This window comes from Micromonospora sp. CNZ285, from assembly GCF_004637285.1.
In genome coordinates, this window is the sequence record NZ_SPQD01000001.1 from 990,962 (window position 1) to 1,014,852 (window position 23,891).

19 protein-coding genes (1 of these 19 cut by a window edge) are annotated in these 23,891 nt (G+C 73.7%); 16 read left to right on the plus strand and 3 right to left on the minus strand.

All coding sequences use genetic code 11. The annotated features are described in order from the left end of the window. Both CLT75_RS04470 and CLT75_RS04475 read left to right on the plus strand, forming a co-directional pair. Positions 1-82: the final stretch of a type I polyketide synthase gene (locus CLT75_RS04470; protein ID WP_135239609.1), read on the plus strand. 4,268 nt of this gene lie to the left of the window's left edge; 82 of the gene's 4,350 nt are visible here — the last part of the coding sequence; its start codon lies off the left edge, out of view; the stop codon is at positions 80-82. Continuing rightward, entirely contained in the window at positions 79-5,385 is a 5,307-nt protein-coding gene (locus CLT75_RS04475; RefSeq protein WP_135239610.1) for a non-ribosomal peptide synthetase/MFS transporter, read from the plus strand. The genes CLT75_RS04470 and CLT75_RS04475 overlap by 4 nt, the downstream gene beginning before the upstream one ends. On the opposite strand, the gene CLT75_RS04480 is transcribed toward CLT75_RS04475, so the two are convergent. Continuing rightward, entirely contained in the window at positions 5,353-7,668 is a 2,316-nt protein-coding gene (locus tag CLT75_RS04480) for a lantibiotic dehydratase (protein ID WP_135239611.1), read from the minus strand. The two genes, CLT75_RS04475 and CLT75_RS04480, sit on opposite strands and share 33 nt — an antisense overlap. 45 nt (positions 7,669-7,713) lie before the next feature. Between CLT75_RS04480 and CLT75_RS04485 the strand changes: the two genes are divergently transcribed. The 7 genes from CLT75_RS04485 (at position 7,714) to CLT75_RS04515 (ending at position 14,465) form a co-directional block, all read left to right on the plus strand. Next, on the plus strand, positions 7,714-8,724 hold the full coding sequence (locus CLT75_RS04485; RefSeq protein WP_135239612.1) for a 3-oxoacyl-[acyl-carrier-protein] synthase III C-terminal domain-containing protein: 1,011 nt from the start codon (positions 7,714-7,716) through the stop codon (positions 8,722-8,724). Further along, the gene (locus CLT75_RS04490) at positions 8,721-8,960 is read left to right on the plus strand and encodes an acyl carrier protein (protein ID WP_018786864.1); all 240 of its coding nucleotides are present in this window, start codon (positions 8,721-8,723) and stop codon (positions 8,958-8,960) included. Before CLT75_RS04485 ends, CLT75_RS04490 begins: the two co-directional genes overlap by 4 nt. Then, positions 8,957-9,859, plus strand: coding sequence for a thiamine pyrophosphate-dependent dehydrogenase E1 component subunit alpha (locus tag CLT75_RS04495; RefSeq protein WP_135239613.1), 903 nt, complete (start codon positions 8,957-8,959; stop codon positions 9,857-9,859). Before CLT75_RS04490 ends, CLT75_RS04495 begins: the two co-directional genes overlap by 4 nt. After that, complete coding sequence (locus CLT75_RS04500; protein ID WP_135239614.1) at positions 9,856-12,060, plus strand: 2-oxo acid dehydrogenase subunit E2; 2,205 nt, start codon at positions 9,856-9,858, stop codon at positions 12,058-12,060. Before CLT75_RS04495 ends, CLT75_RS04500 begins: the two co-directional genes overlap by 4 nt. 124 nt (positions 12,061-12,184) lie before the next feature. Next, complete coding sequence (locus tag CLT75_RS04505) at positions 12,185-13,228, plus strand: class I SAM-dependent methyltransferase (RefSeq protein WP_135239615.1); 1,044 nt, start codon at positions 12,185-12,187, stop codon at positions 13,226-13,228. A gap of 98 nt (positions 13,229-13,326) precedes the next feature. Then, positions 13,327-13,896 (plus strand): hypothetical protein, encoded by a 570-nt coding sequence (locus CLT75_RS04510; RefSeq protein WP_135239616.1) that lies wholly within the window; start codon positions 13,327-13,329, stop codon positions 13,894-13,896. Continuing rightward, positions 13,893-14,465, plus strand: coding sequence for a copper resistance CopC family protein (locus tag CLT75_RS04515; RefSeq protein ID WP_167796868.1), 573 nt, complete (start codon positions 13,893-13,895; stop codon positions 14,463-14,465). The genes CLT75_RS04510 and CLT75_RS04515 overlap by 4 nt, the downstream gene beginning before the upstream one ends. Here the strand turns inward: CLT75_RS04515 and CLT75_RS04520 are convergent. After that, the gene (locus CLT75_RS04520) at positions 14,438-15,637 is read right to left on the minus strand and encodes a KR domain-containing protein (protein ID WP_135239618.1); all 1,200 of its coding nucleotides are present in this window, start codon (positions 15,635-15,637) and stop codon (positions 14,438-14,440) included. The two genes, CLT75_RS04515 and CLT75_RS04520, sit on opposite strands and share 28 nt — an antisense overlap. Next, on the minus strand, positions 15,634-16,851 hold the full coding sequence (locus CLT75_RS04525) for an AarF/UbiB family protein (RefSeq protein WP_167796869.1): 1,218 nt from the start codon (positions 16,849-16,851) through the stop codon (positions 15,634-15,636). Before CLT75_RS04525 ends, CLT75_RS04520 begins: the two co-directional genes overlap by 4 nt. Positions 16,852-17,028: 177 nt before the next feature. On the opposite strand from CLT75_RS04525, the gene CLT75_RS04530 reads away from it, so the two are divergent. The 7 genes from CLT75_RS04530 to CLT75_RS04560 all read left to right on the plus strand — a co-directional run bounded on the left by CLT75_RS04530 (position 17,029) and on the right by CLT75_RS04560 (position 23,849). Further along, the gene (locus CLT75_RS04530; protein ID WP_135239620.1) at positions 17,029-18,333 is read left to right on the plus strand and encodes a HEAT repeat domain-containing protein; all 1,305 of its coding nucleotides are present in this window, start codon (positions 17,029-17,031) and stop codon (positions 18,331-18,333) included. Positions 18,334-18,421: 88 nt separating this feature from the next. Then, positions 18,422-19,066: a DUF6073 family protein gene (locus tag CLT75_RS04535; protein ID WP_128137189.1), complete on the plus strand. Its 645-nt coding sequence runs from the start codon at positions 18,422-18,424 to the stop codon at positions 19,064-19,066. A 67-nt stretch (positions 19,067-19,133) separates the two neighbouring features. Then, entirely contained in the window at positions 19,134-19,994 is an 861-nt protein-coding gene (locus CLT75_RS04540) for an SRPBCC family protein (RefSeq protein WP_167796870.1), read from the plus strand. 68 nt (positions 19,995-20,062) lie between these two features. Next, positions 20,063-20,776 (plus strand): transcriptional regulator, encoded by a 714-nt coding sequence (locus CLT75_RS04545; RefSeq protein ID WP_135239622.1) that lies wholly within the window; start codon positions 20,063-20,065, stop codon positions 20,774-20,776. A gap of 37 nt (positions 20,777-20,813) precedes the next feature. Next, positions 20,814-21,281, plus strand: coding sequence for a YdeI/OmpD-associated family protein (locus CLT75_RS04550; RefSeq protein ID WP_135239623.1), 468 nt, complete (start codon positions 20,814-20,816; stop codon positions 21,279-21,281). Between the two features lie 236 nt (positions 21,282-21,517). Next, positions 21,518-22,561 carry an SRPBCC family protein gene (locus CLT75_RS04555; RefSeq protein ID WP_167796871.1) on the plus strand — a complete coding sequence of 348 codons (1,044 nt, stop codon included), beginning with the start codon at positions 21,518-21,520 and terminating at the stop codon, positions 22,559-22,561. Positions 22,562-22,595: 34 nt separating this feature from the next. Then, positions 22,596-23,849, plus strand: a complete 1,254-nt coding sequence (locus CLT75_RS04560; protein ID WP_135239625.1) for a cytochrome P450 — start codon at positions 22,596-22,598, stop codon at positions 23,847-23,849. Positions 23,850-23,891: the final 42 nt, after the last annotated feature.

Here is a 23,891-nt window from a genome sequence, read left to right on the forward strand (position 1 = left end):
GTCGCTGCGCGCCGCCCCGTCCGCCTCCGCACCTGCCGAAGCGCCCATCCCGCGCCTGCGCAGGCCGGGACGGCCGGGATGACCGAGTCACGCCACGACGTCACGCCGGTGGACGACGTCTACACCGTTCCCGCCTCGTACGCCCAGGAGCGGGTCTGGTTCACCGCCCAGCTCAGCCCCGGGCAGCCGCTGTTCACGATGACCGACGCGGTCACCCTGCCGGCGGGCGCCGGGCCGGAGCAGGCGCTCGCCGCGCTGCGGGCGGTCACCGACCGGCACGAGGCCATGCGCACCACGCTGCGCCTGCACGACGGGCGGCTCTACCAGGACATCCACCCCACCGTCCCGGTGGAGTTGCCGGTCACCGACCTGTCCGCGCTGCCCGAGCCGGAGCGGGACGCCGCCCGCGCCCGGATCGTCGCCGAGTACGCCCGCCTCGACCTGCCGATGGACGCGGCCCCGCTGTGGCGGGCCCGGCTGCTGCGGCTCGACCAGGACACCTGGTGGCTGCTGTTCGCCGGGCACCACGTCGTCCTCGACGGCACGTCCCTGCTCCACCTGCGCGCCGAGCTGACCGAGCTGTGCGCCGCCGCCGTGGCGGGCCGCGCGCCGGACCTGCCCGAACTGCCGATCCAGTACGCCGACTACGCGGCCTGGGAACGCGACCGCCTCGACGGCCCTCGGTGGGACGAGCTGCGCGACCACTGGCGGGAGGCGCTCACCGGCCTGCCCGCCGTGCACGCGCTGACCACCGACCGGCCGCGCCCGGCGACGCTCACGTTCGACGGCGCCGACGTCCGCCGCACGCTGCCCGGGCCCGTGACGGCGGCGCTGCCGGAGCTGTCCCAGCAGGCCGCCGCGACCCCGTTCATGGTGCAGCTGGCCGCCTACGTGGCGCTGCTGCACCGGCTGTCCGGAAGCGACGACGTGGTGGTCGGCATGCCGGTGGCCGGCCGGGACCGGGCCGAGCTGGAACCGCTGCTCGGCATGTTCATGAACATGCTGGTGCTGCGCGTCGACGTGTCGGGCGATCCACCGTTCCTGACCCTGGTCCGCCGGGTCCGCCGGGTCGTGCTCGACGCCTGGGACCACCAGGACATGCCGTTCCAGAAGCTCGTCGAGGAGCTTGCGGTACGGCGCGACCCGGGTGTGCCGCCGCTCTACCAGCTCACGTTCCACCACCTGCCTACCGGTCGGGGCGAGGCGTTCGGCGGCGCCGTGGACGACATGTCGCTGGAGATCGCCGGGGACGAACTGCGGCTGGAGTACCGCACCGCGCTGTTCGAGCGCGCCGCGATGGAGGCGTTCGCGGACCGCTACCTGCTGCTGTTCGCCGCCGCCGTGGCGGCGCCCCGGACCCGGGTGAGCGCGCTGCCGGTCATGCCGGACGCCGAGCACGCGGCGGTCGTGACCGGCTGGAACGCCACCGCCGCCCCGGTGCGCCGGACCACGCTCGCGGAGCTGTTCGACGCCCAGGCCCGGCGCACGCCCGACGCGGTCGCGCTGGTCGACGGCGACACCCGGATGACGTACGCGCAGCTGTCCGACGCCGCCGAGCAGGTGGCGTCGCGCCTGGTCGCGCACGGCGTGGGACCGGAGTCGGTCGTCGCGATCCACGAGCCCCGCTCCCGCCGCCTGATCGCCGGGCTGCTCGGCATCCACCGGGCCGGCGCGGCGTACCTGCCGCTGGACCCGGACCACCCGCCGCAGCGGCTGGCCTTCATGCTCGCCGACGCCGGCGCCGGGGTGCTGCTGGCCGACGAGCTGCCGGACGGGCTGACCGTCCCGGGCACCGTGCTGCCGCTGACCGCACCGGACCGGCCGCGCACCGCCGGCGGCACTGCCGCCGGACCGGGGAACGCGGCGTACGTGATCTACACGTCGGGCTCCACCGGACGGCCGAAGGGCGTGGTAAACGAGCACGCCGCGATCGTCAACCGGCTCGACTGGATGCAGGACGCCTTCGCGCTCGGACCGGACGACGCGGTGCTGCACAAGACGCCGATCGGGTTCGACGTGTCGGTGTGGGAGGTGTTCTGGCCGCTGCTCGTGGGCGCGCGGCTGGTGCTGGCCGCGCCGGGCGGGCACCGCGACCCGGCGTACCTGCGGGACGTGATCGAACGGGAGCGGATCACCACGGTCCACTTCGTGCCGTCGATGCTCGACGCGTTCCTGTCCACCGCCGGCCCGGCCGACCCGGCCCGCTGCGGGTCGCTGCGGCGGATCGTGTGCAGCGGCGAGGAACTGCCCGCGGACCTGGCCCGCCGCGCCGTCGCCGCGATCCCGTCCGCGACGCTGCACAACCTGTACGGACCCACCGAGGCGGCGATCGACGTCACCGCCTGGGCGGCCACGCCCGACGCGCTGGCCGGCGTGACCCGGGTGCCGATCGGCGGGCCGATCCGCAACGTCCGCACCTACGTGCTCGACGAGGCGATGCGCCCGGTCCCGGCCGGCGTGGCCGGGCAGCTGCACCTCGGCGGCGTTCAGGTGGCCCGCGGCTACCTGAACCGCCCCGGACTCACCGCCGCCTCGTTCGTCCCCGACCCGTTCGGCGAGCCCGGCGGCCGGCTGTACGCCACCGGCGACCTGGCCCGCTGGCGTACCGACGGGACGCTGGAGTTCCTCGGCCGCATCGACGACCAGGTGAAACTGCGGGGCCTGCGGATCGAGCTGGGGGAGATCGCCGCGGTGCTGCGCGAACAGCCGGGCGTCGGCTCCGCCGCCGTCGTCGTGCGCGGCGCCACGCCCGCCGAGCAGCGCCTCGTGGCGTACCTGACGGGGGAGGCCCCGGACCCGGCGGAGCTGCGGGCGGCGCTGAAGCGGCGGCTGCCCGAGTACATGGTGCCGTCGGCGTTCGTCACGCTCGACGCGCTGCCGCTGTCCGCCAACGGCAAACTCGACACCGCCGCGCTGCCTGCACCCTCGTCCGGCGTCGCCCCCGCGCAGCGCCGTCCGCCGGTGACCCCGGTCGAGCAGACGGTGGCCGCCACCTGGCGCGACGTCCTCGGCGTGCCCGAGGTCGGCCTGGACGACGACTTCTTCGAGCTGGGCGGGCACTCGCTGCTGGCGATCCGGATGCTGGCGCTGCTGCGCGAGGCGTACGGGCAGGTCGACGTCGGCGTGATGGACGTGTTCGCGCACCCGACGGTGCAGGGGCTGGCCGCGCTGATCGACGCCCCGGCGGACGGGGAGCGGCAGCGTCCGCTGCTGTACGAGCTGACCCGGCCGGTCCCGGCGGACCAGCGGGTGCGCTCGTACGTGTGCGTGCCGTACGGCGGCGGGCTCGCCAGCATCTACCAGCCGCTCGCGGACGCGCTGCCGGCCGGGCACACGCTGTTCTCCGTGGCGATTCCCGGCCACGACGTCGGCGTCCGCGACAGCGAGCTGCCCTTCGACGAGCTGGTCGAGCGGTGCGTGACAGAGATCCAGGAGCGGGTGGACGGCCCGCTGGTCCTGTACGGCCACTGCGTCGGCGGCGCGCTGCTGACCGGCATCGCCCGGCGGCTGCACGAGCGGGGACGCCCGATCGAGGCGATCTACGCCGGTGGCGTGTTCCCGACCGCCCGGCCGGACAACATGCTCGGCCGGCTCGTCGACTGGGCCGACTCGCGGGGCGCGGACCGGCGGTACGAGACGTTCCTGCGCTCGATCGGCGCGGAGTTGGCCGACCTGGACCAGGCGCAGGTCGACCGGTTCGTGCACCACGTACGCCGGGAGGCCGCCGAGGCGCAGGAGCGGTTCACCGAATGGCTGGACGGCGAACCGGTCCGGGTGCCCGCACCGGTGATCTCTGTCGTCGGCACCCACGACGTACTCACCGAGTACTACGAGGAGCGGTACCGCGAGTGGAGCTTCCTCGGCGAGTCCACCGCGCTCGTGGTGCTGGACGAGGCTGGGCACTACTTCGTCAAGCAGCGGGCCGAGGCGCTCGCCGAGGTGCTGACCCGTACCCATCCTCGGCTCGCCGAGCCGTCCGCCGCGCCGCGACGGCTCGCCGGTGACGGCTGGGCACTGGCGGCCACCAGCACCGATCCGGTCACCGCCGAGACCGGCGTGCAACCGGGCGTACGCCGGTTCCTGGCGATCACCGCGAGCCAGCTCATCTCGTCGACCGGCTCGGCGCTGACCCAGTGGGCGGTGCCGGTCTGGGTCTACCTGGAGACCGGCTCGATGCTGTGGTTCGGCCTGTCCGGGGTGATCGCGTACCTGCCGGCGCTGCTGACGCTGCCGGTCGCCGGCGCCGTGGCGGACCGGTTCGACAGGCGCCGGGTGCTGCTGGCGGCGTGCGCGACGGCGGTGACAGCGGAGGCGCTGCTGGCGCTGCTGCTCTGGACCGACCGGCTGGGGCTGGCGGCCGTCTACACGCTCGTGTGCGTGCTCGGCGCGGCGTCGGTGTTCCAACGCATCACCTACCTGGCCGCGATCCCGCAGGTGGTGCCGAAACGCTATCTGGGGCACGCCAACGGCATCGCGCAGCTCGCGGTCGGGCTCAGCTCGCTCGCGGTGCCGCTGCTGGCGGCGGGCCTGCTCGCCGCGATCGGCCTGGCCGGCGTCCTGGTCATCGACATCGTCAGCTACGTGGTGGCGATCGGTGTGCTGGCCGCGGTGCGGTTCCCCGACCTGCTCGGCCGGCGGCGCAAGGAGCCGTTCCTGGCCGAGCTGATCGGCGGCGCGCGGATGACGTGGGCCGAGCCGGGCTTCCGGGCCATGCTGGGCTTCTTCTCGCTCTACAACCTGTGCCTGGCGAGCCTGCTGCTGGTGCCGCCGATGGTGCTCGCGTTCGGCACGATGGGCCAGGTCGGCACCGTGGCGTTCGCCGAGGCGCTCGGCGCCGTCCTCGGCGGGCTCGCCATCGCGGTGTGGGGCGGCCCGACCCGCCGCCGGATGTCCGCGCTGATCGCCATCGCGTTCGGCGTGGCGGTCAGCCTGGTGCTCAGCGGCGTCCGCCCGAGCCTGCTGCTGGTGGCGCTCGGCAGCTTCGGCGTGGGGCTGGGCCTGGGCCTGCACAACGGCATCTACCTGTCGATCATCCAGGTGAAGGTGCCGCAGCGGTTCCACGGCCGGGTGCTGGCGATCATCCAGACGCTGACCTGGGCGACGCTGCCGCTGGGCTTCGCCGTGCTGGTGCCGCTGAGCGGGTCGCTGCTGGAACCGATGTTCGCCCCCGGCGGCGCGCTGGCCGGCAGCGTCGGCGCGCTGATCGGCACCGGCCCCGGCCGGGGACTCGGGTTCGCGTTCGTGGTGTCCGGGCTGGCCCTGGCCGTGGTGGCGCTCGGCGCCTACGGCGTACGCCGGCTGCGCCTGTTCGACACCGAGACCCCCGACGCGCCGGCGGACGCCACCGAGTGGCTACCGCACCTGCGCCGGGTCGACGATCTGTAGCCGCAGTTCCGAGGCGTACGCCCGGCCGGCCCCGTCGGTCAGCCAGGCGTCGTCCGGGCCGGGCAGCAGCTCGGTGACGGTGAGTCCGACGCCGTCGCCGCCCTTGGCGTGCGCGCCGCGCAGCAGCGTGCACAGCAGCCGGGTGTAGACGCCGCTGGTCAGGTCCACGTAGCTGGGTTTGAGTTCGGTGTCGACCCGCACGAAGATCCGCTCGGGCAGGCCGAGCGCGAGCCGCCAGCGCCGTACCGCGAGGTAGCGTTCCCGCTCGCCCTTGACCGTGTGCAGGCCGGTCTCGCCCACAGTGGTGCGCCACGTCTCGCGGACCAGCACCAGGTCGTCGACTGTGACGCGCGGCGTGCGCCCGGCGTTGCCGGCCAGCTTCCACGTGTCGAACACCTGGTGGTCGAACAGCGGCGCGAACACCTCCAGCAGCGGCCACCGCCGCCCGTCGTCGGCGTGCGCGGTCAGCGTGCCGTCGTCGTCCGGCCGCACGGTCAGGGTGGTGATCGGCACGAGGCGGTCCGGGTCGGCGCCGGGCGCGTCGACGAACCCGAGCTGGGCGTCGGCGGGCCCGTGCAGCCACTCCGCGATCCGGGCGGTGTGCCGGGGCCAGTCCACCGGCGGCAGCAGCCGGACCCGGCCGCCGGGCAGGTCGGCGCGCATCCCGTCGCGCAGCCGCTGCGGGTCCGGGTGCCCGTACGCGAAGAAGTGCGTGTCGAACGCGGCCAGGGCCACGTGCAGCTCGCCGAGCACGACCGAGAAGTCCCCGCGCAGCAGGGCCGCCTCGTCGGGGGCGCACACGTGCACGTCCGGGCTGTGGATGCGGGCGGAGGCCCAGCCGGGCGCGTCGGCGGGGAACGCGGCGGCGACCCGCTCGGTCAGCGCGGCGGCGTCGAACCGCAGCTCCCGGGCGTCCGCGTCGGCGTCGGCCAGGCCCAGCACCTTCGCCCACCGGTCCAGGAACTCGGCGGTGACGGCGGCGGCGGGCGGGTCCGCCCCGAACACCACCGCCTGCGCCAGGAACCACAGGTCGGCCACCGGCACGTCCGCGGTGGCCGACTCGGCCGCCAGGTCGCGGTACAGGGCGGCCAGCGCGTCGGCGTACGCCTGCCCGATCGCCGCCGTCAGCCACCGCGCCGACAGCAGCAGCGGTTCCAGCGGCGCGAGCCGTGCCAGCAGCGCGTCCCCGAAGCGGACGTCCAGGTCGCGGACCGTCTCCAGATGGCACAGCGTGCGCCCCGCGTACACCTCGCCGGGCTGCTGCCGCGCGTCCCGACCAGTCAGTTCCACGAACCGCCGGTCCAGCGCGGCCATCGCCGCGGCCAGCGCGTCCGGGCCGTCGGCGGCGGCCACCGCGTCGCGCAGGTCGCTCACCGTGGCCAGGTCGCCGAGCACCCGCTCGCGGACCGTGTCGTCGCCGATCGCGGCGAGCTGCTCGCGCAACACGTCCTCGGCGGTGAGGTCGACCGGCAGGTCGAAGCCGATCCGCAGCACGCCGCGCCCGGCCAGGTCGTCGAGCTGCGCGTGCACGTCAGCGGCCCGGCGGAAGCCGCTCGCCGGGTCCGCGAGCAGCGCGGCGACCAGGTCGGTCACGCGCGGTCCGCGCCGCGCCAGCGCGAGCAGCGCGGCCGCCGCCGCCGGGAGCGTCTGCGGTGGATGGTGCGGGTGCCGCAGCACGCGGTCGCGCAGGCTCAGGTGCGGGGCCAGCCGCACCGGCAGCCAGTCCCGCACGCCGGGCACGCGGGCGAAGGCCTCCGCGAGCGCGTCCAGGCCCCACCGCTCCAGGAACACCTTCCGGGTACGCGTCAACGCCGCACCGGGACGCACCGTCGCGATCGGACCGCTGCCGCCCAGCTCGGTCCAGCAGATCGGGCCGAAGAAGCCCACCGTGTCGTTCTTCAGGCAGTACCGCTGCCAGTACTTCGCGACGACCTCCTCCCGGTGCCGCCGGCGCAGGTTGCGCGGGGCGTGCGGGCCGTCGCGCCGGATCGCGTCGACGGCGAGCAGGACCGCCGGGTTCTGCCAGGTCAGCGCCGTGCGGAAGGCGTCGTCGCAGGCGATGTCGTGGACCGCCTGCCCGAGGTCGGCCGCGGCGGCGTCGAACGCGGCAGCGAACTCCGCGGCGTCGCCGTCCCCGCGCAGGTGCCGGTCGGCCGCCTCCGCGAGCGCCGGAGCGGCGAACCGGCTCATCCCGTCGGCCGGAAAACCGGCCGACCGGAGCAACGCGGAACGCCATACGTGCCAAGGGGTTCCGGGCAGGGACGTGAGATGCTCTCGGGGCATGGGGGAATGGTAAGCAGCGGCGGATCTGCGGCGGGACGGTCGAGCATGAGCTTCGGGCTGGTGTCCTTCGGTGAGGCGCTCGGCGACCCGGCGCCCGTCGCCGACGTGGTGGCGCAGTACACCGACGACGTCAACCGCGTCCTCGGCTACGGCTACCGGCGGGTGCACCGCGCCGCGCCGGACGTCGGCCTGACCGACCTCGCCGAGCGGGCCGCCCGCCGCGCCCTGGAGGCCGCCACGCTGCCCGCGGCACGCGTGGACCTGCTGGTGCTCGCCGTCACCGACCTCACCGAACACCTCTACTGGGACGCCGCTGCCGACCTGGCGTACCGGCTCGGTGCGGCCGGCGCCGAAGCGGTGCTGCTCACCCAGGCGTGCACCACCGGTGTGCTCAGCCTCGACACCGTCGCCGGCAAGTTCGCCACCCACCCGGAGTACGCCACCGCGCTCGTGGTGGCCGCGAACCGGACCTGCGAGGCGTACTGGAACCGGATGGAGACCCAGCCGATGGTGTTCTCCGACGGCGCGGTGGCCACAGTGGCCCGGCGCGGGCATCCCGGGCTGCGCTGGCAGGTGACCGAGGCGGCCACCGACGGCCGCTACGCCGGGTTCTACCGGCTCGACGGCGGTGGGGCGGCGGCGCCGTTCGCACCCGGCGCCGAGCCGCCGGCCGCCCGCGACGTATGGCACGTGATGGAGTTCTTCGACTACGACCCCGAGCAGTTCGCGCAGTACGCCCGCCACCTCGACGAGCGGATGGTGCGGGTCACCGAACGCGCCTGCGAGCGGGCCGGCGTCACCGTCGCCGACCTGGCGCGGCTGATCCTGGTCGCCGACAACGAACGCGCCATGACGTCGCTCGCCGAGGCCCACAAGGTGCCGCCGGAGCGGACCAACAGGGAGCTGGCGGCCGAGTACGGGCATCTCGGCGCGGCGGACCAACTGTTCGGACTGAGCCGCCTGCTCGACGCCGGGGAGCTGCACGACGGCGACCGGGTCGCGCTGATCTCGTTGGGCCGGGGCACCCACTGGGCCTGTACGATCATCGAGGTATGAGCATGTCCAGCCGGCTGGTGCGGCTCGTCGCCGACGTGCTGGAACTGCCCGTCGACCAGGTCGACGCGCAGACCGGCCCCGCGACCACCGCCGCGTGGGTGAGCCTGCGTCACCTCCAGATCGTCGCGGCCGTCGAGGACGCGTACCGGATCTCGCTGACGCCCCGGGAGATCCGGACCGTGCGGTCGGTGGCCGACCTGCGCGCGTTGCTCGCCCAGCGGGGCGTGCCGGAGTGACAGCCGTGCCGGCCCCGCTCGACGACGCCGACCTCGACGCGGGGCTGCTCATCCGCCGCTTCGAGGAGCACCTGCTGCGCCTGTACGCCGACGGTCACCTCGCCGGCACCACGCACACCTGCCTCGGCCAGGAGTACGTCCCGGTCGCGCTGGCCCCGCTGCTGACCGGCGACTTCGTGTTCAGCAACCACCGCGGCCACGGGCACTACCTGGCGCACTGCGGCGACCCGGAGGGCCTGCTGGCGGAACTGCTCGGCCGCGACGGCGGGGTGTGCCACGGGTACGGCGGCAGCCAGCACCTGCGCCGGGACCGGTTCCTGTCCACCGGTGTGCAGGGGGAGAGCCTGCCCGCCGCTGTCGGCGTGGGCCTGCACCTCAACCGCACCGGGCAGGACGCGATGGTGGTGGCGTACATCGGGGACGGCACCTGGGGCGAGGGCGCTGTCTACGAGGCGCTGAACATGGCCGCGCTGTGGCGGGTGCCGCTGCTCGTCGTGGTCGAGCACAACCGGATCGCCCAGTCCACCCCGACCACCGCGCAGCTCGCCGGCACCATCGCCGGCCGGGTCGCCGGATTCGGCATCACCGTCAGCGAGTCCGACTCGCTCAACCTCACCGAGGTACGCGCCGCCGCCGCGCCGCACGTCGAGCGGGTCCGCGTCACCCGGACGCCGCACGTGCTCGTGCAGCACACGGTCCGGCTCGGCCCGCACAGCAAGGGCGACGACACCCGGCCCGCCGACGAACTCGACCAGTTGCGCCGCCTCGACTGGCTCCAGCGGTACGCCGAGGCGTACCCGGAGCGGTTCGCGGCCGCCGACGCGCGGGCCCGGCAGCGGGTCGCGGAGGTCTCGGCCGAGGTGCTGGCCCGGCCGCCCGCGCGCGGAGCGGCGGCGTGACGCGCGCCGAACGGGTCAGCCGCAACCTCAACCGGGCCCTGCACGCGCTGTTCGCCGCCGACGAGCGGGCCTGGCTGCTGGGGGAGGACGTCGCCGACCCGTACGGCGGGGCGTTCAAGGTGACCCGGGGCCTCTCCACCGCCTATCCGGACCGGGTGCTGTCGACGCCGCTGAGCGAGAACGGCATCACCGGCGTCGCGGGTGGCCTGGCGCTGTGCGGCGACACCGTGATCGTCGAGATCATGTTCGGGGACTTCGCCGGTCTCGCCTTCGACCCGATCCTCAACCTGATCACCAAATCCGTCGCCATGTACGGCGAGCGCACCCCGATGCGGGTGGTGATCCGCTGCCCGGTCGGCGGCGGGCGCGGCTACGGCGCGACGCACAGCCAGAGCCCGCAGAAGCACTTCATCGGCATCCCGCACCTCGCGCTCTACGAGCTGTCCCCGCTGCACGACGCGGCCGACGTGCTGGCCGCCGCGCTGCGCCGCGACGAACCGGCGATGCTGTTCGAGGACAAGATCCTCTACACCCAGCGGCGGTACGTGGACGGCCGCGTCGACGACCGCCTCGCCTTCGAACCGCGCGGCGCGGACGGCAACTGGGCCCGCGTCCACGACCCGGACGCCACCGGCGCGCCGACGCTCGTCATCGCGCCGGGCGGGGTCGCCAACCGGGCGATCGCCGCCGCCACGCGGGCCGCCGAGCGGGGACGTACGGTCGAGGTGCTGGTCCCGGCGCGGCTCTACCCGGTGGACGTGGACGGCCTGCGCGACGTGCTCGACGGCGCGCACGGCGTGATCGTCGCCGAGGAGAGCACCGCGGGCGGCACGTGGGGGAGCGAGGTCGCCGCCCGCCTGCACGCCGAGGCGTGGCCGCTGCTGCGCGGCCCGGTCGAGCTGGTCAGCTCCGCCGACCGGGTCATCCCGTCCGCGCCGCACCTGGAACAGGCGGTGCTGCTCGGCACCGACGCGATCCTGGACCGGATCATGCGCCTGCCCGCCGCCCCGACGGCGACCGGCGACCGTGGCGGACGGACTGACGCCGGCCCGGCGGACCCGGCCGGCGTGTCTCCGGGCCTGCCCGGCGCGGTTCCGGTTCCGCGCACCGATCCGTCACCCGTCGATCCGCCGCCCTCCGCTCCGACGACGGCGGCTCGGCCGGGCGTCCCGGTGGACGTACCGCGGCTCAACCCCAACGACGACAGCTACGTGCTGCTGGAATGGCTGGTCGAGGACGGCGCCACTGTGGAGGCCGGCGAGCCGATCGCGGCGGTCGAGACGTCCAAGGCGATCGAGGAACTCGCGGCGACCCAGGCCGGCGTGCTGCGTCAGGACGTTGCCGCCGGCGCCGACTGCGCCCCGGGCGCTCCCATCGGCCGGATCCTGCCCGAGTCGGCCGTGCCCGCCCCGGTGGCGCCGCCGAACGGGACCGCCGCGGTGCTGCCGTCACCGGACCCCGCCCCGGCCGGCTCCGGTCCGGGCGCGCTCGCTGCGGCGTACCCGGAGGCGGTGGAGGCCGTGGGGACGCGGACGGCGCCGCCGGGACGGCCGCTGCCACCGGCGCAGCGCCGCATCGCCGACGTGGTGTCCACCTCGCACCGGGAGATCCCGGTGGCCTTCACCGCCGTGCGCGTCGACGTGACGGCAGCGCTCGCGTACGCCCGCCGCGCCGCCGACGAGACCGGCGCGACGGTCGGCCTGACCGAGGTCGTCATCGCCGCCGTGGCCGCGCTGCACGAGCGGTTCGGCGGCCTCTACGCCCGGCTCACCGGCGACGGGCTGGTGGTCGAGGCGGAGGCGCCGTCGATCGGGCTCACCGTGGACGTCGGCACCGGCCTGTTCCTGCCGGTGATCCGCGACGCGGCCGAACTGGACCTCGGCGATCTCGCCGACGCCGTGGTCGCGCTGCGGATGAAGGCACTGCGCGGCCGGCTGCGCGAGGAGGACATGGCTGGCATGAACTTCCTGGTCGCGCTCAACGACACACCCGGCGTCACGGTGGCCCGGCCGATCATCCCGCCCGGCGTCACGTGCGCCCTGTCGGTGCCGGACGTGCACCGCGAGGTCGTGCTCGACGGTGACGGCGGGGTACGCGAGCGGGCGGTGGCGGACCTGGGTCTGGCGTACGACCACCGGCTCGTGAACGGGGCGCAGGCCGGGGCGTACCTGGCCGCGCTCGCCGAGGTCCTGCAACGCTGACCGGCACTCCGGATCGGCCGCCGTGCGGTCGTGGCGTGCGCCGGGTGCGGCACCGGAGCGGTGGAAAACGTGCGACAGCGGTGCCTCTGGCCGGGGGATGACCGAACCTGCATCATGGATGTCCATGAGTGCGCAGCAGTCCGCGGCCCGGTGGCGCACATCGGTGACGGGCCCGCAGCGCGACCGGTGGGCCACTGTGCTCGGTCACATCACGACCGCGATCCCGGCCGGCACCGCCTACGTCCTCGTCGACGGCCACGAGCGCGACGCGACGGTGCTGGCCGACCGTCTGGCCGCCGCCCTGCGCGACGCGGGCCGCCCGCGCATACGACTCAGCCGGGCGATCTGCGCCGGCCCCGCCGACCTCCGGGGCGGACTCACCCCCGGTTCCGTCGTCATCGCCGCCGGCCCCGCCTGGCGGGCCCAGCTGCCCGCCGGCCACTGGCACCTGACGATCCGGGTGCGCGGCGCCTCCCCGGAACGCGGGCACCGCCATCGCAGCGCCGCCGCCGACATCGTGGTCGACCTGGGCGACCCCGCGTGGCCTGTGATCCGGCACATCGGCGCCTGGTTCACCCACACCGACGCCTGGTACCGCACGGAGACGCAGGCGTTCTTCGCCGCCCGCGCCGCCACCTGGGACACCGAGTCCGGCGACGACCTCGCGTACGCCGCCGCCGTCACCGACGCCGGCATCCCCGCCGGGGCCAGCGCCCTCGACGTCGGCTGCGGAACCGGCCGCGCGCTACCGGCCCTGCGCGACGCCGTCGGACCCACCGGCACCGTCCTCGGCGTCGACCTGACCCCCGCCATGATCGACGTCGCGCGGCACCGCGCCCACGCCGCCGACGCCGCGCTCGCCCTGGCCGACGTCCGCCGTCTCCCCCTGCCCGGCCGCGCCGTCGACGCCGTCTTCGCCGCCAGCCTGCTCCTGCACCTGCCCGACACCGACGCCGGGCTGCGCGAACTCGCCCGTGTCACCCGCCCCGGCGGCCGGCTCGTCCTCTTCCATCCCTCCGGCCGCGCCGATCTCCCCGGTTGCGGCACGCACCCCGGCGACCCCCTCACCGAGACGGCCCTGCGCCTCGCCGCGCACCGCACCGGATGGCACCTCACCGGCTACGACGACCCACCGCACCGGTTTCTCGCCCTCGCCACCCGGCGGTGACCCCCGGGCGATGAGCAATCTGGGAGAAGAGGGCTCACCCCATGACGTCTAGCGTCGATGCGTGTACGTTCCGTGATCGCCGGCGAGGGGGATACCGCATGTCGAACGGGTTCATCGGCGCGCTCAACGGTCGTCATCACCGCGTGGCACTGTCGGGCTTCATGGTGGTCGTGCTCGCCCACTGGGCGGAGCATCTGGTTCAGGCGTACCAGATCTGGGTGCTCGGCTGGCCCCGCCCGCAGGCGCGGGGTGTCCTCGGTGAGTTCTACCCGTGGCTGGTCACGTCCGAGGTCATGCACTACGGGTACGCGCTGCTCATGCTCGTCGGTCTCTTCCTGCTGCGCCCGGGGTTCGCCGGGCAGTCGCGCACCTGGTGGACGATCGCCCTGGCCCTCCAGTTCTGGCATCACATCGAGCACCTGCTGCTGCTGATCCAGGCGCAGACCGGGCACTTCCTGTTCGGCAACCCGGTGCCCACGAGCCTGCTCCAGGTGGTCTATCCGCGCGTCGAGCTGCACCTGTTCTACAACTCCGTCGTCTTCATCCCGATGGTCGTCGCCATGTACCGGCACCTGCGGCCCTCCGCCGCAGAGGAGCAGGCCATGGTGTGCACCTGCGCCGGCCGCCGGGTGACGCCGGCGCTTGCCGTGTCGCGGGGTGGTGTGTGACCCGCGCCGGGTGGGCGTCCGCCGTCGTCGTGGGCCTCGCGGTGCTGTTCGGCTGGACCGGGGCCGCGTGGGCCGGCTCCGGCGCGGCGAGCAGCGTCCCCGCCGACGGCGCCGTCCTCACGTCGGCGCCGTCGGCGGTCGAGCTGGTCTTCACCGGGCGGCCGGTGGCCGCCGACTCGCACGTGGCGGTGCGGGACGCCGCCGGACGGTCGCTGGCCGTCGGCGAGCCGCGGCCGAGCGGGGACCGGTCCCTGGTGCAGACGGTAGGGAGCGCCGAACGCGGCGATGTCAGCGTCGCGTACCACGTGGTGCTCGCCGACGGTAGTGAGAAGATCGGCACGCTGTGGTTCAGCGTCGGCACCGGGGTGCGGCCGGCCCGGGCGTCGGATCAGGGCGGGGAGGCGGCCGCCTCGCTGCACGAGCATGGGATCGACCCGCTGAGTGCCGTGCTGCTCCTGATCAACGCCGTCGTGGTGTTCGTAGCGGTCGCCATGCTTGTCCTGCGGCCACGGCGAGGCGTCGAGCCGCCGCCCGCCGCGGCTCAGCACCCGGAGATGAGCAGCCGCTGAGCCCGGCCGGGCGCGGCGGGCAGACTCCACAACGCGTCCACTGTGGCCATTCCCGGCCCGAGCGGCACCGGCGGAAGGTTGAGCCGCCGGGCCGCCGCCACCGCGCCGGGCGTTCCGTGCGCCATGCCGGCACCGCTCCAGATCGACCACTCCGCCACCAGCGTCACCGCCGCCGGCAGGTCGGCCGCGAGGCGTACGGCGCACCGGCGCAGCAGTTCGTTGGCCAGCGCGTACGCACCGAGGCTGCGGTGCGGCCGCTCGGCCGTGACGGAACCGAAGACGAGCACCCGGCGTAGGGCGTGCCGGTCCACGGCGTCCAGCGCGTGCCGCAGGCCGTCCACCTTCGCCGCCTGGACGGCGCTCAGCCCGTCCGCCGTGCCGGCCGTGACCGGGTCGCCGCGCAGCAGCCCGGCGCAGTGCACGACGCCGGTCAGCGGCCCGTGTCCGGTGCCCGCGAGTGCCCGGCGCAGGGCGGCGCCGTCGGTGACGTCGGCCCGGAGCACTGTCACGCCTGTGGTCCCCGCCATGCGGTCGAGGTGCCGGCGGCCGGCGGTGCCGAGCCGCTCGGGCGTGGCCGTGTCGGCCAGGATCGGGTGCAGGCCGTGCCGGCAGGCCAGGACGGCGGCGACCCGCAGGCCGAGGCCGCCGAGTCCGCCGGTGACCAGCACGGCTCCGGCGGGACCGGCGGTGCCGGCCGCCGGGGGCAGGTGAACCGGCTGCCAGTCGGTGGTGCGGAGCCGGCCGTCCCGGTCCACCCGGACCTCGCCCGTGACCGGGGAGGCGGCAGTGACCAGGCCGGTGGCGGCGCGCACCGCGGCCGGTGTGGGGCCCTCGGTCAGCTCCGCCACCACGCAGGACAGGCCGGGATGCTCGACCGCCGCGGCGCGTGCCAGGCTGCCGCCGCCCGCGCCCAGGTGGACGACCGCGAGCCGGCCGCCGCGTGCCACGGCCGCCCGGATCGCCCGCAGCAGGCGACCGTTGTCGATCCGGTGGAAGGTGCGGCCGAGCAGCACGGCGACCGCCTCCGGCGCGTCGTCGCGGCTCGCCGCCCGCAGCGCCGCGGCGAGCGGGTGCCGCTTCGGGCCGACGATCGTCCACCGGTACGCCCGCGCGTCGCCGGGCGGCGCGACCTCGCGTTGCCGGGGCGTGCGGATGTCGAGCGCGGTCCTCATCGCAGCGTCGCGAGCAGGGTGGGGATGGCCTCGGCCTGGAAGTCCACGTCCACGTCGAAGTCGTTGATCATCCCTTCGAGGACGAGCAGCGACATGAGCGGGAAGACGAACTCCGGCGCCGCCGTGATGCCGAATCGCCGTTGCAGGTTGAACAGCTCCGCGGCGAAGGGCGCGAGCCGGAACTGCCCGGCGGTGCGGCGGTGGTTGCGCACCACGAGATCCCGTACGCCGTCCTGGAACGCCTGCACGTCACACCCCGGCGGTACGTGCTCGGCGCTGCGCAGGATGACCTCGGCGGCCTGCTGGCCGCGACCCATGGACATGGACAGGAAGAACTCGGCGAACAGCCGCCGTACGTGCGGCTCGAGCCGGACCACGAACCCCGCGTCGAGCAGCACCACCTCCTCGACCCGCAGGTAGAGGTTGCCGGGGTGCATGTCGCAGTGCACGAGCCCGTCGACGAACAGCATCCGGTACACGCCGTGCAGCACCCGCCGGACGATCTGGCGGCGCTGCTCGCGGTTGAGGTCGCCGGGCTTGAACTGCCGCAGGTCCGGGATCCACTCCATCACCAGGACGCCGTCGCGGCAGAGCGCCGGCCGGGGCGCCGGGATCCGGAACGCCGCGACGTCGGCGAGGTTCTGCCGCAGTTGTAGCAGCGCCGTGGCCTCCTGCGCGAAGTCGAGCTGCCGCAGCACGGCGGTGGAGACGTGGCCCAGCATGCGGCGCATCGGCACCTTGCGCAGGCCGGGCAGGCGTTCCAGCAGCCCCGCGCCGGCACTGAGCAGGTCGAGGTCGCGGCGCATCTGCGGGCCGATGCCGCCGCGCCGTACCTTGACGGCCACCGGCGTGCCGTCGTGCAGCCAGGCCCGGTAGACCGAGGCGATGCTGCCGCTGGCCACCGGCTCGGTGCCGATCCGCGCGAACGGCGTGCCGTCCGGGTAGGCCGCGTCCAGCACCGCACGCGCCTCCCAGGCGGACATGGCCGGGACCCGGTCGTTGAGGCGGGCGAGCTTGTCGCACCACCGCCCGGGCAGCAGATCGCGACGCGTACCGAGGATCTGGCCGCCCTTGACGAATGTCGGGCCCAGCCGGGTGAGCAGTGCGGTCACCCCGGCGGGCGTGGGCGAGGCCCGCCGGGTGAGCCGCCGGCCGGCCGCGACGGCGAGGTGCCGGGCCGTGATCGCCGCCCAGGCGGCGGCGCGGCCGGACATCTGCGGGAGGGACGAGCGCGGTACGGACGTGGGCGTGTAAGCCACCATCGGAGCCCCCGATCGCTACATGTACTGACAGCTTAGGGAGGGATGGAAAGGCGTGAGAAGTGTCCAGGTTCATTTTTCTATAGCGTCGTCGATGTTGAGCCTGACGGAACCGACCGAAGGGAATGCGAGATGGCGATCGACCTATGCAACAAGTCTCCAGTGTCCGCCGACGGTGAGGTCCGGACGTGGCCGCAGGAAACCGCACTGCTCGAGGACCTGGGCACCGAACAGCGCGACGCGCTCAACTTCGCGTACCGCACCACCCTGAGCAACGTGGATCCCCGGCTGGTGGCCGGCGACCCGGCGGCGTGGGCGAGCGACTTCGGGTACGCCCTCAACCGGGTGGCGATCCGGCTCGACAACCGCACCAACGACGAGCTGCGTCACGACGCCCTGCACCACGCCGACCCGGCCATGCGCGAGCAGGCGATGTACGAGTACGCCGACCGCGACCAGGCCGACGCCTTCGAGCTCCTGGAGCAGGTCGTCCGGCACGACACCAACCGGGAGGTGCGGTGGGACGCGCTGTGGGCGATCGAGAAGCTGGGCGGTGCCCAGGCGATCTCGACGCTGCAGAAGTTCCTCGGTGACGCCGACCCGGAGATCGCCGAATGGTCCAAGCTGTTCATCAGCGAGCTGCAGAGCGGTGACCCGTCGTTCGACGGCCGGGACGCCCTCTACACGCCGGGCCGCACCTTCGACGAGACCATCTACCTGCTGATCCACTGCGACCTGTACGTGCGTCTCGACGAGTCGAACACGCACTGGGGCAAGATCTCGCTGGCCCCGCAGGGCCTCGCGCGGATCTACGGCCAGGCCCACGCCTGCCCCAACGTGCAGACCCGCGAGCGCCAGCTGGTGATCGCCAAGACGATCTCCGGCCTGCACGCCGACGGCTCGCCGCACTGCGACAACTACCTGTTCCGCGGCTTCACCGACCGGACGCGCCGCGACCGGGGCAACTTCTTCTTCGAGTCCCTGGTGCCGCGGACGTTCTTCAAGTCCGGTCGCGCCGACGACCCGAGCGAGGGCGTGCGCAAGGCGAACATCGGCTTCGCCCGGTACGGCACGTGGCACCTGGAGCCGAAGTTCCAGATCCGCGAGGAGGCCGCGATCCGCTACGTCCGCGGCCGCTTCCAGGGCTGGGGCTACGTGAACCTGGCCCGCATCGCGGGCCGCTCGATCGAGCAGGTCCTCACCCCGGGCAACGGCGTGCTGTCCACGCTGCACGACCCCGAGGTCGGCCCGATGACCAACGCCTTCATCCTCGGCACGTTCAAGGGCAAGCTGAACGACTGGGACGGCGACGGCCGCATCGACATGAACTCGCGTGACGTGTACTCCACCGTCGACGGTGAGATCGACTCCGACCAGGACGGCGTCGCGGACGAGTCCGGCCTGACCTGCTGCGACCACACCACGCTGATGCCCTGACGGGCGAGGCACCCCGCATCCGTTCCCACGATCCATGCGATGCGTCCGGGCGGCCGAGGCCGCGCCGAACTCTCAGGAGGAGAAGACCATGACAGCCCCCGCCAGCAAGCCCTCCGTGATCTACGGCCGGCCGGTTCCCACCGACGGCGTCCCGAACCGGTACGTCGGCACGGAGGTCAAGCCGTGGACGCCGCCGGTCCCCGGCATCGACAACCTCGGCATCACCTCGGTCGACACGTTCGCCGTGCCCGGCGTCGGCGAGTACACAGTGCCGTTCGAGGGCTACGTCCGGGTCGTGCGCTCGGAGCCGACGTCCGAGGACTGGGCGACCGCCGAGGTCTACACGAACCTGATCGAGATGAAGATGACCGGCAGCTGCGAGGAGCTCGGCGAGATCACCGTCACGCTGAACCCCGACTGCCTGTCGACCGGCCAGATCCGTACCCCCTTCGACCCGTACGCCGGTGAGGGGCCGTCGGCGAAGGCCTGCCGGATGGCGGTCGGTGCCATCTTCGACATGCCGAAGCTCGGCCTGAAGCTGATGAACAAGGAACCGATCATCCTGACCATCGACGACGTCCGGCAGATTCCGCCGGCCGGCTCGCCCGGCAAGGGCCAGATCTACCGGATGCTGCCGCTGCACGACACCCGGTACCCGGAGAAGGACCCGGTGGCGTACGTGACCAGCCTGCGGTTCACCATGGGCGGTTACCTCGCCAAGGACGCGATGTAGCAGTGGGATGGACGCGGGCCGGACGCAACGTGGTCCGGCCCGCGCTCGCTGGCCGGGAGGAGAGACGATGGACGACCACAGTGGTGACCGGGGTCGACGGCTTCTCGGCGCGCCTCCGGTCCGGACGGCGATCACCGTGCCGGTCGGCGTGGACGAGTTGTGGGCGGCCCTGACCGACCCGGTCCGTCTCGCCGCCTGGTTCGGCACCACGCGCGGCGACTGGCACGTCCGGACGCCGTGGCGGATCGACTTCGGCGACGGTGACTTCTTCGTGGTCACGCCGGTGTGCGTCACCGACGACTGGCTCATCGAGTTCACCTGGTCGTTCCTCGGCGTCGGGCCCGAGCAGCACATCACCTGGCGGGCCGAGCCCACCGCCGGCGGCGCGCGGCTCACCGTCGAGGACGCCGACCCGGTGCGGCCGCCGGCCGAGATCGAGCAGATGCGCGCCGGCTGGACCGACTTCCTGCAACGACTCGACGGGTACCTGCGCACCGGCCGCTCGACGCGCTACGACTGGCGGTCCGACATCGACGGCTCGGTCGACCTGCCACCGGGCTGGGACGCGTTCGAACCGTCGCTGCTCTACCGGTGGCTCCCGGTGGCGAGCGACGGCTTCCGGCCCGCCTGGTTCTTCGTGGTCGACGCCGACGGGCCGCGTCGTTTCCCGCTCGACGACTGGTCGGTGCGGGAGGGGACGGTGACGTTCACGGTGCAGGTCACCGAGCGCGGCGCCGGCACCACCGCCGAGCTGGCCCTGCACCGGCTGGCCGACCGTCAGCGGCTGGAGTTCAGCCACCAGGGCTGGCGCCATCTCGGGCTGCCGGACAACCGCGCGCACGCGCTGCGCCGCCGGTTCGCCGCCGCCTGGACGGCCGCCGCGGACTGCGCGCGGGAGCTCGCCCGCCTGTCGGTACCGCCCGGATAGGCGGTCACTCGCCGCCACCACATTGTCATGCAATACTCAAGTAGCATGACAGCCGGAGGGTGGACGAAGTGAACGGGGCCCGCGGGAAACGCTCGTATGACCAGCAGTGTGCCCTCGCCTACGCGCTGGATGTGGTGGGCGAGCGGTGGACCTTGCTCGTCATTCGCGAACTACTGCACGGCCCGCGCCGCTACAATCAGTTACTGGAAGCGCTACCCGGCATCGGCACCAACCTGCTCGCCGCCCGGCTCGCCGCGCTCGTCGACGCCGGCCTGCTGACGCCGACCGAACCCCGCAAGCGCACCGGTGGCTACCAGCTGACCGACCTGGGCCGCTCGCTGCACGAGCCGATCCTCGGGTTGTCCCGCTTCGGGCTCGCCTACGCCGCGGGGCACGAGCTTCCCTCCGGGTCCACGGTACGCGCGTCCTGGGCCGTCCTCGCCATCGAGGCCATGGTGGACGACGCACGCACCGGCGAGATCGACGAGAGCTACGAGTTCCGGGTCGACGACGAGATCTTCCACGTCGACGTGCGGGCCGGTCACGCCGAGGTCGTCGCCGGGCCGGCCGACGCGCCGTCGCTGACCGTCCGCACCGACGCGCGCAGCTTCTTCAGCCTGGGCATGCGGCAGCTCGACCCGATCGAGGCGCTGGTCAGCGGACAGGTCGCGGCGGTCGGTGTGCCGGCGGCGGTCACCCGCTGCCTGCGGCTGCTCGGCATCACCCCCGACGTGGCGGTTTCCACGGACCGGCTGGCCGACGTGGGGCCCGCCCCGGTGTGACGCCGCCGGTCCGCGGACGAGAGGTGAGGGAGCGCAGATGAGCGAGACGTTCGGCGGCACACTCGTGTGCGAGCAGGTCGGGGCGTGGACCTACGTCACCGTCCCGCCCGCGATCGCCGACCGGCTGGGCACCGCGGCGCGGATCCCGGTGACCGGCCGGATCAACGACACGCCGTACGCCGGCTCGGTGATGACCGGGCCGAACGGCAACCGGTACATCGTGGTCAACAAGACCGTACGCGCCGCCGCTGGCGTGGAGGCGGGAGACGACGTGCGCGTCACCCTGGAACCGGACACCAAGGCGCGCACCGTGGAGGTGCCCGACGACCTGACCGCCGCGCTCGGCGATCATCCCGACGCCCAGGCCTTCTTCGCCACGCTGTCCTACTCGCGGACCAAGGAGTACGTCACCTGGATCACCGGCGCCAAGCGGCCGGAGACCCGGGCCCGGCGGATCACCCAGGCCGTCGAGCTGCTCGGCGCCGGCCGGGTACTCAAGGGCTGACCCCGGGGGATCGGCGCGCTGCGCAAGTTGCGAGAAGCGGCGAGACCCCCGGCCTTCCTACGATCGGCGTACGCGTTCCGGCCCCGGACGGCGGCACGCGACGCACCTGATCCTGACTCCCACGCACCGATCGACGCCACGCCGGCGGCGACCGGTGATCAGTGGTGCCCGTCAGCGGCCCGGTGAGCGTCCGCCGTCCTCGAGCCGGCCCAGGTCGCACCCCAGGGAGGCAGACCGTGTCCGTCGAATCGGCAGAGCTGAACGGAGCACACACCACGGAGACGTCCTGGCCGGACTTCGCCGAACTCGAACCGTCGCGGGCCCTGGACGCCTTTCCACCGCTCAACGCGATCCAGGCCCGCTCCATCGTGCAGGACCGCTGGGAACGCCTCGTCGCGGTCGTCGAGATCCCGAACCCGATCGAGCGGGTCTGGCAGGCGCTCACCACGCCGGAGGAGATCCGCTCCTGGCTGGCGCGGTGCCGGGGCTCACTGACCGCAATCGGCAGCGACGTCCTGCTCGACTTCGAGGACGGCGAGTTCTTCCACTGCCGGCCGCTCGTGGCGGAGCCGCCGCGTGACGGCCACGCCGAGCTCAAGTACTTCTGGCGCTGGGTCGGCGTCGGACCGGCCACCCGGGTCGTCTGGGAACTGGACGCCACCGGCGACGGCGGCACCCGGATCACCGCGACCGAGGAGGCCCTGAACTCACCCTCGGACTGGCGCGGCTGGAACGGCAACGGCTGGCCGGGGATCCTCGACCAGCTCGCCGGCTACCTGCGTACCGGCACGACGTGGCGCTGGCCGTGGCGGCGGATGGGTCCGTACGTGCAGATCGAGCTGGAGTCCACGCCGTACGACGCCTGGGAGCTGCTGACCAAGCCGGAGTCGCTGCGCTACTGGCTGCAGCGCCGCTTCGGCACGTTCACCGACGGCGACAAGCTCACGCTGATCATGGGAGACGCCAGCGGCGTGGTGGAGATGTCGGTGCACCGCCACGTGGAGCCCAACCAGCAGTTCCCCTCCTACCTGCCGTGGCTGGAGTTCGGCCTGCGCCGGGCCTCGTGGCCGGTCGAGCTCAACGGCAAGCTCTACATCGAGCCGGCCGGCGTGGGCCGCAGCCTCTTCCAGATCTTCGTGGACAACTGGGAGAACCTCCCGGCCGAGCTGCAGCGCGAGGAGCGCGAGATCATCTGCGGCTTCTTCCGCGACTCGATGGTCCGGGCCCAGAACCTGACCTCGCCGCGGCCCTCGCCGTCGCACCAGCACGGCTGGACCTGACCCGCGTCGTCACCCTCCGAGGAAGGCAGCTGCGATGACCCTGTCCGACCAGGTCGAGACCGGGGCGCCGGACGCCCTGATCCAGCTCATGTCGCCGGCCGCCGCCGCCGACCCGTACCCGATCTACTCCTGGCTGCGCGAGACCGCGCCGGTCTACCGCAGCCAGTTCGGCGCGTACCTGGTGAGCCGGTACGCCGACGTGCAGTACGTGCTCAAGCACGCCGAGGTCTTCCCCGGCGCGCACCCGGACGCGATGGCGCAGATGTTCCCGCAGGCCGTCGAGCACGAGGCGTACGACGTGCTGGTCAGCTCGCTGGTGGGCAGCAACCCGCCCAAGCACACCCGGCTGCGCAAGCTGATCGGGCACGGGTTCACCAGCCGCCGGGTGGCCGACATGCAGGCCTCCATGGAACGGTGGTCGGACCGGCTCGTCTCGGACGTGCTGGAGCGGCTGGTCGACGGGGCCACAGTCGATCTGCACACCGACGTCTCGGTGCCGATGCCGATGCACATGATGTCCGACCTGATCGGCATCCCGGAGCCGGACCGCGAGTCGCTGGCCCGCAACGTGCCCGAGATGATGAACGTCGTCGACCCGGCCGCGACACCCGACGCGGTCCGGCGGGCCGACGAGGCGTTCCGCGAGCTGGGCACCTACTTCGACGCCATGATCGCGCAGCGCCGCCGGGACCCGCGCGACGACCTGGTCTCGGCGCTGGTGCAGGTGCGTGACGCCGAGGACGGCAGCCTCGACGACGCCGAGCTGCGTACCCTGCTGTTCACCCTCTGGTCGGCCGGCTTCGAGACGACGGCGACAGCCATCGACAACGCGATGTTGCTGCTGCTGGAGGACCCCGGGCGCGGACGCTGGCTGGACACCGAGGACGGCACCCGCAGGTTCGTCGAGGAGACGCTGCGCTTCGAGTCGTCGGTGCAGGTCGCACCCGGCCTGCGCTTCACCGGCGCGGACGTGGAACTGGGCGGGGTCGTCGTTCCACAGGGGTCCCAGGTGCGGCTGCTGATCGGGTCCGCGAACCGGGATCCGGAGGCGTTCCCGGACGCGGACGTGTTCGACCCGGGCCGCACCGGTCCCATGCCGCTGAGCTTCGGTGCCGGCATCCACTACTGCCTCGGCGCGGGTCTGGCCAGGTTGGAGATCGCCGTGTTGCTCCGCCGGCTGCGCGCCGCCGCTCCCGGGCTGGTTCTTGCCGCCCCGCCGGTGCGGCGGCGCACGATACCGCTCCGCGACTTCGCGTCGCTGCCGGTACGGCTCCGTCAGCTCGACTGACACTACGCGAAACGCAAGCTCAACAACTGCGCGAAAATATAG